This is a genomic window from Aureimonas populi (genome assembly GCF_017815515.1).
In the GTDB taxonomy this organism is placed as follows: Bacteria; Pseudomonadota; Alphaproteobacteria; order Rhizobiales; family Rhizobiaceae; genus Aureimonas; species Aureimonas populi.
Genome location: NZ_CP072611.1, coordinates 1,781,640 through 1,794,828, shown reverse-complemented (window position 1 = coordinate 1,794,828; position 13,189 = coordinate 1,781,640). Strand labels below are relative to the sequence as shown.

The 13,189-nt window shown below is 70.3% G+C and carries 10 protein-coding genes and 1 tRNA gene; 6 read left to right on the top strand and 5 right to left on the bottom strand.

From position 1 onward, the window contains the following. The first annotated feature begins 85 nt into the window (after positions 1-85). Entirely contained in the window at positions 86-1,393 is a 1,308-nt protein-coding gene (locus tag J7654_RS08250) for a hemolysin family protein (protein ID WP_209739823.1), read from the top strand. Between the two features lie 83 nt (positions 1,394-1,476). On the opposite strand, the gene J7654_RS08245 is transcribed toward J7654_RS08250, so the two are convergent. Next, the gene (locus J7654_RS08245) at positions 1,477-1,740 is read right to left on the bottom strand and encodes a YjiS-like domain-containing protein (RefSeq protein WP_209739820.1); all 264 of its coding nucleotides are present in this window, start codon (positions 1,738-1,740) and stop codon (positions 1,477-1,479) included. Between the two features lie 174 nt (positions 1,741-1,914). Between J7654_RS08245 and J7654_RS08240 the strand changes: the two genes are divergently transcribed. Both J7654_RS08240 and xseA read left to right on the top strand, forming a co-directional pair. After that, entirely contained in the window at positions 1,915-2,871 is a 957-nt protein-coding gene (locus tag J7654_RS08240; RefSeq protein ID WP_209739817.1) for a LysR substrate-binding domain-containing protein, read from the top strand. Between the two features lie 43 nt (positions 2,872-2,914). Beyond that, a complete protein-coding gene (gene xseA / locus J7654_RS08235) occupies positions 2,915-4,486 on the top strand; it encodes an exodeoxyribonuclease VII large subunit (RefSeq protein ID WP_209739816.1) in 1,572 nt (523 codons plus the stop codon). A 3-nt stretch (positions 4,487-4,489) separates the two neighbouring features. On the opposite strand, the gene J7654_RS08230 is transcribed toward xseA, so the two are convergent. Then, positions 4,490-4,566 (bottom strand) — tRNA-His (locus tag J7654_RS08230). 100 nt (positions 4,567-4,666) lie between these two features. Further along, positions 4,667-5,191, bottom strand: a complete 525-nt coding sequence (locus tag J7654_RS08225; protein WP_245195720.1) for a phasin family protein — start codon at positions 5,189-5,191, stop codon at positions 4,667-4,669. Between the two features lie 210 nt (positions 5,192-5,401). Here J7654_RS08225 and J7654_RS08220 point away from each other — a divergent pair, with 210 nt between their 5' ends. From J7654_RS08220 to J7654_RS08210, 3 genes are all read left to right on the top strand, one after another. Continuing rightward, positions 5,402-8,263 carry a PAS domain-containing sensor histidine kinase gene (locus J7654_RS08220; protein ID WP_209739813.1) on the top strand — a complete coding sequence of 954 codons (2,862 nt, stop codon included), beginning with the start codon at positions 5,402-5,404 and terminating at the stop codon, positions 8,261-8,263. Between the two features lie 178 nt (positions 8,264-8,441). Beyond that, entirely contained in the window at positions 8,442-10,322 is a 1,881-nt protein-coding gene (locus J7654_RS08215) for an AsmA family protein (protein ID WP_209739810.1), read from the top strand. Between the two features lie 37 nt (positions 10,323-10,359). Further along, entirely contained in the window at positions 10,360-11,454 is a 1,095-nt protein-coding gene (locus J7654_RS08210) for a hypothetical protein (protein WP_209739809.1), read from the top strand. Here J7654_RS08210 and J7654_RS08205 read toward each other — a convergent pair. Both J7654_RS08205 and J7654_RS08200 read right to left on the bottom strand, forming a co-directional pair. Next, positions 11,451-12,272 (bottom strand): ABC transporter permease, encoded by an 822-nt coding sequence (locus J7654_RS08205; RefSeq protein WP_209739807.1) that lies wholly within the window; start codon positions 12,270-12,272, stop codon positions 11,451-11,453. The two genes, J7654_RS08210 and J7654_RS08205, sit on opposite strands and share 4 nt — an antisense overlap. After that, positions 12,269-13,186 carry an ABC transporter permease subunit gene (locus tag J7654_RS08200; protein ID WP_209739805.1) on the bottom strand — a complete coding sequence of 306 codons (918 nt, stop codon included), beginning with the start codon at positions 13,184-13,186 and terminating at the stop codon, positions 12,269-12,271. Before J7654_RS08200 ends, J7654_RS08205 begins: the two co-directional genes overlap by 4 nt. Positions 13,187-13,189 lie beyond the last annotated feature (3 nt).

Sequence of the window (13,189 nt, the reverse complement as noted above, 5' to 3'; positions counted from 1 at the left end):
TGCCCGGCCGGCGGGTTTTTCCTTATGCCGGGCGCTTTAACGGAGGCCTGATATCGAGCGGCAGAATCCGCCCGATGGAGCCGAGATGCTTTTAACCAACGCACTGATCGTCTTCGCCCTCATTCTTCTCAATGGATTCTTCGCGATGTCGGAGCTCGCGGTGGTCTCCTCCCGCCGGGCCCGGCTCCAGCAGATGGCCGACGAGGGCTCCCGGGGCGCGCGCAATGCCCTGAAGCTGGTGGACGACCCGACGAGCTTCCTTTCCACGGTGCAGATCGGCATCACGCTCGTGGGCATCTTCGCCGGCGCCTTTGGCGGCTCGGCCTTCGCCGGGCCGCTGGCCGAGATCCTCGACCCGCTTCCGGTGGTGGGCGCCTACGCGCAGGGCACCGCCTTCGCCCTCGTCGTCATCGTCATCACCTATCTCTCGCTGATCCTCGGCGAGCTGGTGCCCAAGCGCTTCGCGCTGGCCAATTCCGAGCGCATCGCCGTCTTCGTCGCCCCCATCATGCTTTTGATCGCCCGGGTCGGCGCCCCGGTGGTCTGGTTCCTGCGCTTCTCCACCGAGACCGTGGCCAAGCTTCTGGGGGGTGGGGGCGCCACCGAAAGCTCGGTGACGGAGGAAGAGGTCAAGGCGATGATCGCCGAGGGCACGCAGAGCGGCGTCTTCGAGCAGAAGGAGCGCGAGATGATCGAGGGCGTCCTGCGCATCGCCGACAAGACAGCGCGCTCGCTCATGGTGCCCCGCCCCGACGTGTCCTGGATCTCCATCGACGACGACCCGGAGGAGATTCTCGACGAGATCATCGGCAGCGGCCACTCGCGCTTTCCCGTCAGCGGCGAGGAGCAGGACGACATCATCGGCGTCGTCCAGGCCAAGGAGCTTCTGGACCAGTTCCGCCGCACCGGCGGCATCGACCTGCGCCAGGCGCTGCGCGAGCCGCTCTACGTCAACGAATCCATGCCGGCGCTGAAGCTGCTCGACCGCTTCCAGTCGGCCAACATCCACGTGGCGATCGTGCTGGACGAGTACGGCTCCTTCGAGGGCATCGTCACGCCCACCGACATTCTGGCGGCGATCGCGGGCGCCCTGCCCGAGGGGCTGGACGAGGACTATTCGGCCATCCAGCGCGCGGACGGCTCCTATCTGGTGGATGCCGGGATGCCGATCGACGAGGTGGACCGGATGCTCGCGGGCGCATCCTTCCCCAAGGAGCGCGATTACGAGACCTTCGCCGGCTTCATCCTCGACCGCTTCGGCCACATCCCGGAGGTGGGCGAATCCATCGACTACGGCCTGTGGCGCTTCGAGGTGGTGGATCTCGACGGGCGGCGCGTCGACAAGATCCTGGCGACCCGCATCGGGGACGCGGCCGAGACGCAGGGCGAATAACGAAAAACCGCCGCAAGCAGGACTTGCGGCGGTTCAGCTTCGGCGGGGTCGCTTCATCGGCGCGGCGGCCGTGAGCGGGGGCTTCAGTTGCTCCTCCGTCGGCAGGCGGTGCGGGCCAGCACATAGGTCGGGTCCTCGCGCCAATCGGCCTTCAGGGCGGCGTGCACATCGTCGCGCTTCAGCCCGATATCGGCCAGCAGATGGTCGGGCAGGTCGGCCATGTAATAGGCGGCCCGCCGGTTGCGCAGGGCCTTCACACGCGCCAGCAGCCCCGCATAGGCGATGCTCAACCGCCCGGCCCAGCCGATCTCGCCGTCGCAGGCGCCTTCCCTGGATATCACACTCATCGTTCGTCTCCTTCGCGATGGACAAGGGAGGGGCGTTGCCGCGCGAGATGGGTCCCCGCGAGGCTCGAAGCGCCTGTCCGTCGTCCTGACGAACAAGGAGATACGCCGCACCGCTTGATCAGACCAACGAATGTTCATAATCTAAGCCATCAACGAAACCGATGGATGGCAGCCATGGCCGCGCCGCTCGATCTCGACCAGCTTCGCACCTTCGCCGCCGTGGTGGATTCGGGCAGCTTCACGCGCGCGGCCGACGAGGTGTTCAAGACGCAGTCGGCCGTCTCCATGCAGGTGCGGCGGCTGGAAGAGCGGCTGGGCACCGAGCTGTTCGAGCGCGGCGGGCGCGCGGTGCGCCTGACCGAGGCTGGTGCGCGCCTCCTGACCTATGCCCGGCGGATGCTGGCGCTGAGCCAGGAAACGCTGACGGCCTTCGATGAGACCCATATCGCCGGGCATGTGCGCATCGGCCTGCCCGACGACTATGCCGAGCGCTTCCTGCCCGAGATCATGGCGCGCTTCGTGCGCACCAATCCGCGCGTCGAACTGCAGATCGCCTGCGAGACGACATCGAGCCTCGTGGAGCATGTGGAGAAGGGGCATCTGGACGTCGCCCTCGTCTGCCCGTCCAAGACCCATGCCTGGTCCGAGATCGTGCGGCGCGAGCCGCTGCACTTCGTCACATCCGCCTCGCACTCCACCCATGAGGAGAGGGTCCTGCCGCTGGCCATCGGGCGGGCGGACTGCAACTGGCGCCGGCAGGGCATCGACGCGCTGAACGCGGCGGGGCGCGAGCACCGCATCCTGTTCACCAGCTGGTCGGCGCAGATCGTGACGTCGGCCGTGCTGGCCGGACTGGCCGTCAGCGTTCTGCCCGAATGCGCGCTGCGGCCCGGCATGAGGGTTCTGGGCGAGGCGGAGGGATTCCCGCGCCTGCCCGATGCCGAGATCGCGGTGATGCGCGGCAAGAACAGCGATACGCCGGTCGTCGGCGCCCTGGTGGACCATATCCGCGAGAGCCTGCAGAACCTCGTGCCGCCCGCCCGGGTGGAGGGCGAGGGCGACGTGCCGGAGACGCGCTGCGTGCGCCCGGCGCGAACCCGCCCGGCGGCAGTGGCGGCCGGCGCGTGGTGAGGCCCGGCTTGACCGCCGCGCCCGCCCTTCCCCAAATAGCGGCATGAGCCTTGCCGAGACCCCAGCGACGAACGCCACCGAATATTCGGTTTCCGAACTCTCCGGCGCGCTGAAGCGCACGGTCGAGGACAATTTCGGCCATGTTCGCGTGCGCGGGGAGATTTCCGGCTATCGCGGCCCGCACGCCTCGGGCCACGCCTATTTCGCGCTGAAGGACGAGCGCGCGCGGCTGGAGGCGGTCGTCTGGCGCACCTCCTTCCAGAAGCTGGCCTTCAAGCCGGAGGAGGGGCTTGAGGTCATCGCCACCGGCAGGCTGACGACCTATCCGGGCTCGTCGAAGTACCAGATCGTCATCGAGGATTTGAAGCCGGCCGGCGCGGGCGCGCTGATGGCGCTTCTCAACGAGCGCCGGCTCAAGCTGGAGGCCGAGGGGCTGTTTGCGCGCGAGCGCAAGCGCCCCCTGCCCTTCCTGCCGCGCGTCATCGGGGTGGTGACCTCCCCGACCGGCGCGGTGATCCGGGACATCTGCCACCGCATCGCGGACCGGTTTCCCGTGCGCGTCCTCGTCTGGCCGGTTCGGGTGCAGGGGGAGAGTTCGGGCGCCGAGGTCGCGGCCGCCATCGAGGGATTCAACGCGCTGGAGGCCCGCGGGCCCGTTCCGCGCCCGGACCTCCTCATCGTGGCGCGGGGCGGCGGCAGCCTGGAAGACCTCTGGGGATTCAACGACGAGGCCGTGGTGCGCGCGGCCGCCGCATCGGCCATCCCGCTCATCTCCGCCGTCGGCCACGAGACGGACTGGACGCTGATCGACCACGCGGCCGACCGCCGCGCGCCCACCCCCACGGGCGCGGCCGAGATGGCGGTGCCCGTGCGCTCCGAGCTTCTGGCCTCGCTGGCCGCCTGCCACGCGCGCCACGACGCGGCGCTCTCGCGCTCGCTCGTCGAGCAGCGCCGCACGCTGCTCGCGCTCGGCCGGGCGCTTCCCTCGCCCGACATGCTGCTGGGGCTGCCCCGCCGCCGGCTGGACGAGGCGGCGGCCGGCCTCGACCGCGCCCTGCGCGAGGTCCAGACCGGGCGCCGCCACCGGTTCGCCGAATCGGCCGCGCGCCTCCAGCTCGACCGACTCGAGGCGCTCCTGCGCGACCGGCGCGGCGCGCTGCGGCACGCGGAATCGGGCGCCCTGCATGGGCTGACGCAAATCCTCTGGCGCCGCCGGCAGGCGCTGTCGCGGCTGGACGGGGTGCTGAACCCGCGAATCGTGGCATCCCGCTCGCAGGAGGCCCGCCGCCATCTCCAGTTTCTGGAAGCGCGGCTCATCCAGACCACGGAGCGCGCGCTCGCCCGGCGCACCGAGCGCGTCGACACGGCGTGGCGGATGGCCGGCAGCCTCGACCCGCGCCGCGTGCTGGAGCGAGGCTATGCCATCATCCGGGGCGAGGACGACAGGCCCGTCACGAACCCGGACGAATTGCAGCCCGGAATGGCCTTCGAGGTGGAGTTCGCCGGCCGCCGCCGCCGCTCCGCCATCGCGGCTGGCAAGCCTTCCGCCGCAAAGCCCACACAACGCCGTCGCCAGCCGGCCCCGGCGGGGCAGGACGATCTTTTCAGGAAATAGGAATGGTACGGTTGGGTGGGTTCGAACCACCGACCTTCGGAGCCACAATCCGACGCTCTAACCAGCTGAGCTACAACCGCAAGCCTTGCGAAGGCGCGAACCGCGCCGCCACGAGGGTCCAGATAAATTCTTTCGCGTCCGGGCGCAAGCCGCAAGAGGGAGCTTGCGCCCGGACGCGTGTCAGTCGCGCTCGCGCATCTTGTCGGCCGCCTCGCGCGCGGGGCGCAGCATGTCCTGCGCCACGGACCTCGACAGCGCCTGCATCTCCCGCGCCTGCTCGGCCGCCGTCTCGATCTGGCGGCGGACATAGCTCGTCTGCAGTTCGATCAGTTCGGAGAGCGACTTGACGGCCGCGAGCTTCTCCAGATGCGTAAAGCCCATCTCCGCATTGGTGCGCATGGCCTCGATCGCCTTCCTGGAAAGCGTCAGCGAGCCGCCATGGGCGCTCTCCACCGTCGTCTCCATCGCCTTGCCGGCTTCCTCCGCCGCGGCTTTCACCCGGTCATACGCGTCCCTGGACTGCTCCTGCGCGCGCTCCGCCATCATGCGCAGCGTTTCCTGCATCCTGGCCGGATCGAGCCCCATGGCGGCCTGCGCCTGGGCCACGCGCTCGGGGTCCGTCGCATCGCGGAAGGCCCGCGCGGCCTGCTCGGCCGCATCGCGCAACGCATCCTGCGGCTTGCCCCTGTTCTTTTCCTCGGCCATGACTGTCTCCTCACCGTTTCCCGCCGGGAATGTGAGCCGGAACCGGACGGCCGGCAAGTCGGGGAGCGCCGCGTTAACCCTTTTGCCGTGTTTGCCGCCGCGGCCCCCGCATCATTCTGGATTTGTTCGCCTCTACGGCCTATTAACGTTTCATCAACCAACGGCCCGGCGCATGGCGCGGGGCCCGGCCGCACAGAGGATTTGAGCGCGTTGGCCCTCACCACGCTCGACATCATGGCTTCCCAGGAGGTTCGCGCCGCCAACGAGGCCGCGCGTGCCGTGGTGGTGCTGACGCCGGATCTGGAGGGCGTCCTCTTCGCCAACTCGATGGGCGCGGTGCTGCTGGGCCTGGAGGGTCATGGCGACGCGCAGACGCCCACCCCGCTGCCGGCCATGGGCGCAGGGCGGCGGATCCGCGCCGTGGCGCCGATTCTCGAGGCGGACGGCGAGGCCATGCTGCGCCTGAAGGGCGGGGCCGAGGGACTGGAGGTGTGGACGACCGCCCATCTCCTGATGGACGTGATCGGGCCGGCTTCGCCCGTCGCCCTCCTCACCGCGCCCGTTCCCATGCACCGGCCCGAGAAACCCGTCGAGCTGGCCGCCCGCCTCCTGGCCGAGGCGCGGCGCGAGCCCGGCGCGGCCGTCGCGGTCCTTTCGGCCGAGGGAACGCTGGCCGCCGCCGAGGAATGGCCGGAGGAGCCGGGACCGGACATCGCAGAAGCCCTTGCCCGCTTTCTCCAGTCGGATGCGACGCATGAACGGGAGGCCGAATCGGGCCTGGAATTCTGGCGCGTGGGCGCGGGACTCGCCTTCGCGCGGCTTTCCGCAAGCGCGGCGCCGGCCGAAGCCGAACCGGCGGCTGCCACGCCCGTCGCCAGCCTGCTGACGCGCTGGCGCGACCGGCAGGAGGCGGAAAATCAGGCGAGCGAGCCCGGAAGCGACGAGGAGCCCGACTTCGCGCCCTCGCCGCTGGACGGCGAGCCGGTGCGCTTCGTCTGGCAGATCGACGCTTCGGGATGCTTCCGCGCCCTGCCGGCCGAGCTTGCCGCCGTGGTCGGCCCGCTCGCATCCGATGTCGAGGGGGTTCCCTTCGCCGAGGTGGCGCGCGCCTACGGGTTCGACCAGACCGGCGAGATCGGCCGCCTTCTGGAGCGGCGCGAGACCTTTGCGGGGCGCACCGTCCTGTGGCCCGTGCAGGGCACGGACCGGAAGGTGCCGGTGGAGCTGGCCGCCCTGCCCGTCTACGGCCGCGAGCGCGTGTTCGAGGGGTTTCGCGGCTTCGGCGTGGTACGGCCGGCCGAAAGCGTGGCCGATCCCGAGGGCATCGGGCAAATGCTGTCCAGCGGCCTGTGGGAGGAGGCGGACTCGCCGGAGGAGACCGAAGCGCTGCTCGAGGCTTTTGCGCGAGAGGCGCAGGAGCCGATGGTGCCGGAGCTGCCCTTCGGCCGCCGCAGCGAGCCGCCCGGCGAGGAGGAAGCGCCCGCCCGCAAGCGCATGGACGAGCGCCGCCGGGCGCGCGACCTCCTTTCGCCGGCCGAGCGGGACGCCTTCCACGCCATCGGGCAGGAGCTTGCGCCGGGTGCGGAGGCGCCCGCGCCCGCCCCGCGCGAGGCCGCGCCGGGCCTGCCGGCCGACGCGCTGGCGCTCCTTAGCGCCATTCCCCTTCCCGTGCTGGTGGAGCTGCGGGGGGAAATCGTCTTCGCCAGCGAGGAATTTCTCGACTTCACCCTCTACGGCAATGTCGAGGCGCTGCGCGCGGCCGGCGGCATCGACGCGCTGTTCGTGGAGGGGAGCGAGGGCGAGGATGCGCCCGATCTCGGCCTTCGCCGCGCCGATGGCTCGCAGGTCCGCGCACGCGTGCAGATGCGCCGCCTCACCCTTTCCGCGCGCTCCTGCCTGATCTTCACCTTCCAGCCGGCGACGCCGGAGCCTGGCGAGGGCGATGCGGAGCATCTGCGCGAGGAGGTGGAGGAGCTTCGCGCCGTTCTCGACACCGCGACGGACGGCGTTCTCCTGCTCGACCCGGAGGGGCATATCCGCTCCATGAACGGCTCGGCCGAGGCCATGTTCGGCGCTTCGGAGGGCAATCTGGAAGGCGCGCATTTCGCCGATCTCCTCGCGCCCGAAAGCCGGCGCAGCGCGCGCGACTATCTCGACGCGATGCGCGAGGAGGGGCTGGCCGGCATCCTCAACGACGGGCGCGAGGTGACGGCGGAGGTGGCCGGGCGCGGCACCATTCCGCTCTTCGTCACGGTGGGGCGCCTGTCGGGCGAGCGCGGCTGGTGCGTGGTGCTGCGCGACATGGCGCATTGGAAGCAGGTGGAGGCGGAGCTGGTGGCGGCGCGCCGGCAGGCCGAGGATGCGAGCCTGCACAAGAGCCGCTTCCTCGCCAATATCAGCCACGAGCTTCGCACGCCGCTCAACGCCATCATCGGCTTCGCCGACGTGATGGTCTCGGAGACCTACGGGCCGCTCGGCCATGAGCGCTACATGGAGTATCTGGGCGACATCAAGCGCTCGGGCCATCACGTGCTCGACCTCGTGAACGACCTGCTCGACATCTCCAAGATCGAGGCGGGCAAGGTGGAGATGGCCTTCGAGGCCGTGTCGCTGAACGAAGTGGTCAGCGAGGTCGTCTCGCTGATGCAGCCGCAGGCCAATCGCGAGCGCGTCATCGTGCGCTCCAACCTGCCGGCCGACATTCCCGCCGTTGTGGCCGACCGGCGTTCGCTGCGCCAGATCGCGCTCAACCTCCTGTCCAACGCGATCCGCTTCACGCCCTCCGGCGGGCAGATCGTCGCCTCCACCAGCTACGGGCAGGATGGCGAGGTGGCTCTGCGCTTCCGCGACAGCGGCATCGGCATGACGGACCGGGAGATCGAGATCGCGCTCACGCCCTTCCAGCAGGTCAACAGCGCCAGCAAGGAGCGCGGCGACGGCACCGGGCTCGGCCTGCCCCTGACCAAGGCGATGGTGGAGGCCAACCGCGCCCAGTTCCGCATCGCCTCCACCCCGGGGGAAGGGACGCTGATCGAGATCACCTTCCCGGCCCAGCGCGTTCTGGCGCACTGAGCCATCGGCCGGCGCGCCTCGCCTTGATGGCGCCATCGGGCGTGTTCATCATCGCGCTTCCCCTCCAAGGCCTGGGCTCGCTTTCCAGCGCCGCCCTCTCCCGTTACCTTGGCGCTCCCGCCGCCCGCGCTTCGCGTGTCCGGCCGCCAACTCCCAAGCCAGGAGCCCGCATCCCCCGATGGCCGAAGACATGCCGACCGGTGAACGACACGCGACGAGGCGCGGGCGCATCGCGCTCCTGGCCCTCATCCCGGCGCTCGTCCTGGCCGTCATCGCCGCCGCGTGGATTGCGGGCGCATCGTCCTTCTCGCTGAACGCGGCGGGCGCGCAGGCCGATCTCGAGGCCCGCCTTTCGGAGCTGACGGGCGAGCCGGTGATCGTGGACGGCACCGCCCAGTTCAGCCTGCTTCCCTCCCCGCTGCTGACCCTTTCCAGCGTGCGCATCGGGGCCGACGATGGCGGGCCGATCCTGCGCATCGAGGGAGTGCAGGCCGAATTCGACCTTCTGGACGCACTGCTGGGGCGAACCGATATCGGGCGGCTGATCCTCTTGCGTCCCTCGCTGGCCTATCCCGAGGCTGCGCCGGAACAGGCCGGCACGAGCCCGGGCGCGGCCACGGCGGCGAGCCCCCCCGCCAGCGCCGAGGCCGATGGCGCGGGCGAGGCGGGGCCCGGCAATCCGGCGCTCGACTTCGCGCGAGACCTCCTCGGCCGTTTCGAGGGCATCCGCTCCGTCGAGCTGCGCGAGGGCACTTTCCGGCCGAAGGACGGCTCGCTGGGCATCACCAATGTGGCGCTGCGCCTCGACTGGCCGGCCCGCGACGCGCCGGCGGAGCTGGCGGGCAGCTTCGTGTGGCGAGGCGAGCCGACCGAAATAGCGTTCCGCGCCAGGACGCCCGCCGCTTTCCTGGAGGGCGGCGCGAGCGAGCTGTCGCTCAGCCTCTCCGCCCCGCCCCTGCGGGCAAGCTTCGCGGGCACCGGCACCGGGGGCGAACGCCTCGGCCTCGACGGCCAGTTGTCGCTGTCCGTGCCCTCTCCCACCCGCGCGGCCACCTGGCTCGGCCGGGAGACCTCGCGCCTGCCCGATATCGGCCCGATGTCGCTCGACACGCGCATCCGGCTGGAGGGGTCGGAAATGACGCTGCCATCGGCGCAGGTGGGCCTCGGCGAGCAACGGGGACAGGGCGCGCTGGAGATGTCCTTCGACAAGGAGGGGCGGCCCACGCTCTCTGGCACGCTCGCCTTCCCGCGCCTCGACTTCGACCGTTTCGCGCAGGCGGTGGCGCCCTATCCACGCCACGCGCTCGATTACCAGCGCCCCATACCCGTCGCCTTCATCGGCGATTTCGATCTCGACCTGCGCCTGTCGGCGACGGAGGGCGGCTTCAGCGGCCTGCCGTTGCAGCAGTTTGCGGCCACGCTGAAATTCGCGCGCGGCCAGGGGCTTCTCGACATCGGCGATGCCGAGCTTCTGGGCGGGCGGGCCCAGGCGCGCCTCTCCCTCGACCTGACGGGCGCGCGGCCGTTCGGGCGCGGGCGCATCGAGCTGGCCGGGGTCGATGCGGCGGGGCTCGCGGGGCTGCTCGATCTGGGCACGCTCGGCCTTTCCGGCCGCGCCAGCCTGACGGCCGACGTGGCGGCCCCGATCACCAACTGGACGAACATCCTGCGGGAGGGCGAGGTGGCCTCGCGCCTTTCGGTCTCCCAGGGGCAGATCGCCGGGTTCTCCCCTCGCCTCGCGGAAGCCGGGCAGAGCACGCTGCGCCTCGAGACGGACGCCGCCCCCGTGCCCTTCTCCTCCATCGAGGCGCGCCTGCGCTCTCGCGGGCCTTACGTCAACCTCGAGGGCCTTTCGGTCGAGAACGCCGCCGGCCGCATCGAGGCCACCGGCTTCTTCTCCGTTCTCGACGATCAGCTTTTCGTGACCGGCACGTTCCGGCCGCAGGAGGAGGGAGAGAGCGAGGCGGGATTCACCCCATCGCAAGAGATCGGGTTCAGGATGCAGGGGGAATGGCCGAACCCCACCGTTATCGTCGCGGACGGCGAACGGCCGATCTGAGCGGCGGCCCCGGCCGCCATGCCAAGGCAGCCCGACCATGATGTCCTCGCCCCTGCGGTCCCGCGCGCTTCGCCCGCTTCTTCTGGCGCTCCTCCTGACGGCGGGCGCCTCGCCGGCCCTCGCGCAGGAGGCGAGCTGCACGAAAGACTACCATTCCAGGCTGCGCGCCATCGAGACGGGCGAGTTCGCGGCCCTGAAGGCGGCGGGCAACGCCATCGGCGAAACCGACCCCGGCCTGCCCGGCCGGATGATCTTCACCGCCCCCCGGCAGGGCGCGGAGCCCGGCGCGCAGCGCACGCGCCGCGCCGCCGAGGCCCTCGCCCGGCGGCAGGGCCGCACGAGCTTTGCCACCAACGCCGACACGCGCTGGATCGCCGGGCGCATCCGCGAGGATCTGGGCGACTATCTGGGCCAAGGGGAAACCCCGTTCCTTTGCGCGGGCGTGGCGAACTATCTTGGCACGTTGCGCGAATATGCGGCGCGCGGCGCGCCCTCGCCCGTCCGGCTGGCCGAGGACGTCCGGGACCAGAGGCTCGTGGCCGCGCGGAGCCTTGCGGCCGCCCTTGGCGCCATGGCGCCCGCGCCCCTGCCGCGCTTCGCGCCGGCGGACCGGCCCGGCGAGCCGGCCATCGCGGGCTTGCGCCTGGCGCTGGATACCGGCCTGCGCGAGCCGCCGAAGGCCGAGGAGCCGGTGCGGCTTGCCGCGCGCGATGCCGGCAACACGCAGGTCTCCGAGGGCCAGGGCGATCCCGACCTGCCGGCCCTGGCCGAGACGCCGCCCTTCCGGCTGGCCGACGAGCGCGAGACCCTCGGGGCGATCAACGTTTTGGTGGCCAGCGCCGAGCGCGCCGGCTTCCTCGCACCGGCCCGGCGCGGTGTGCTGGGGAACCCGTCGCTTCATTCACGGCCCGTGCTGACCCGCCTGTCCCATCTGAAGGCGCGTTTCGACCAGAGCGGCATTCAGGATGCGCGGGTGGGTCCGGCCACGATGCAGGCCTTGTCGGACCTCGAGGCGCTGGACTACCTCATGGCTGCCGAGAAGGGCGCCGCCGACCCTCTCAGCGCCGCGCTGCACGGCACCATAGACGCCATCGAAGCGGCCCATGGCGAAGCCTGCGGCTGTTCGGGCTAGGAATTCTCGGCCGCCGCCAGCCTTTCATCCCGCAGGCGGCGCACTTCGGCGCGCTTGGTGACGATGGTGGCGGCGATGACCCCGCTTGCCACGATGGCGATGAGGATGGTGGAGATGGCGTTGATCTCCGGCGTCACGCCGAGCCGCACCTGGCTGTAGATGCGCATGGGCAGCGTGGTGGCGCCCGGCCCCGAGGTGAAGCTGGCGATCACCAGATCGTCGAGCGAGAGGGTGAAGGCCAGCATCCAGCCGGCCGCAACCGCCGGCCAGATCACCGGCAGGGTGATGACCAGGAACGCCTTCCACGGCGGGCAGCCGAGATCCTGCGCGGCCTCCTCCAGGCTGCGGTCGAAGGAGATGAGACGCGACTGCACGACCACGGCCACGAAACACATGGAAAAGGTGATGTGGGCGAGCGTCACCGTCCAGAAGCCCCGGTCGAAACCGATCGAGACGAAGAGCAGGAGCAGCGACAGGCCGGTGATGACCTCCGGCATGACGAGCGGCGCGAAGATCATGCCCGAGAACAGGAGCTTGCCCCTGAAATCGGCGTGCCGCACCAGCGCCAGCGCCGCCAGCGTGCCCAGCACCGTGGCCACGCTCGCCGAAAGTAGCGCCACGCGCAGCGTCACGAAGGCCGCGTCCAGGAACTGCTGGTTGCGCCAGAGCGCCGAGTACCATTGCGTCGAGAACCCGCCCCAGACCGTGACGAGGCGCGAGGCGTTGAAGGAATAGACGACCAGAAGCAGGATCGGCACGTAGAGGAAGGCGAAGCCCACCACCAGAGAGACCACATTGAAGGGCGAAAGCCTGTTCATACCGCCCGGTCCCTGTAGCGCTGGAGCGCCACCATGGGCGCGACCAGGAGGATCAGAAGCAGGATCGCCACCGCCGAGGCGACCGGCCAGTCGCGATTGGCGAAGAACTCGTCCCACAGCACCTTGCCGACCATGAGGGTCTGCGAACCGCCGAGCAGGTCGGGAATGACGAACTCCCCCACGGCCGGGATGAAGACGAGGAAGGCGCCCGCGATGATGCCGGGCACCGACAGGGGCAGGGTGATGGCCCAGAAGGCGCGCCAGGGCGGGCATCCCAGATCGCCCGCCGCCTCGATCAGCCGCCCGTCCATCCGCTCCAGGCTGGCATAGATCGGCAGCACCATGAAGGGCAGGTAGGAGTAGACGATGCCGATATAGACCGCCGTCTCCGTATTGAGGATCGACAGCGGCGAGGAGATGAGGCCCGTCCAGAGAAGGAACTGGTTGAGGTAGCCCTCCGGGCGCAGGATGCCGATCCAGGCATAGACGCGGATGAGGAAGCTCGTCCAGAAGGGCAGGATCACCAGCATGACGAGGATGGGCCGCCAGCCGGCGGGTGACCGGGCCATGGCATAGGCCAGCGGATAGCCGATCATCAGCGCCAGAACGGTCGAGATGGCCGCGATGCGAAGGCTCGACAGATAGGCGTCGAGATAGAGCCGGTCCGAGAACAGCCAGGCGTAATTGTCGAAGGAGAGCTGGCGGATATCGGCCCACAGGCCCGCCAGGCTGTCGAGAGCGAAGACCGGCGCGTAGGGGGGCTGGCCGTAGCTCGTCTCCGACAGCGATATCTTGAAGACGAACAGGAACGGCACGAGGAAGAGGCCGAGAAGCCAGAGATAGGGGATCGCGATCGCCAGCCGGCGCGACACCGCCCGCCCGATCCTGCCGCCCGCCCCGCCGTCTTCCGCCATTTT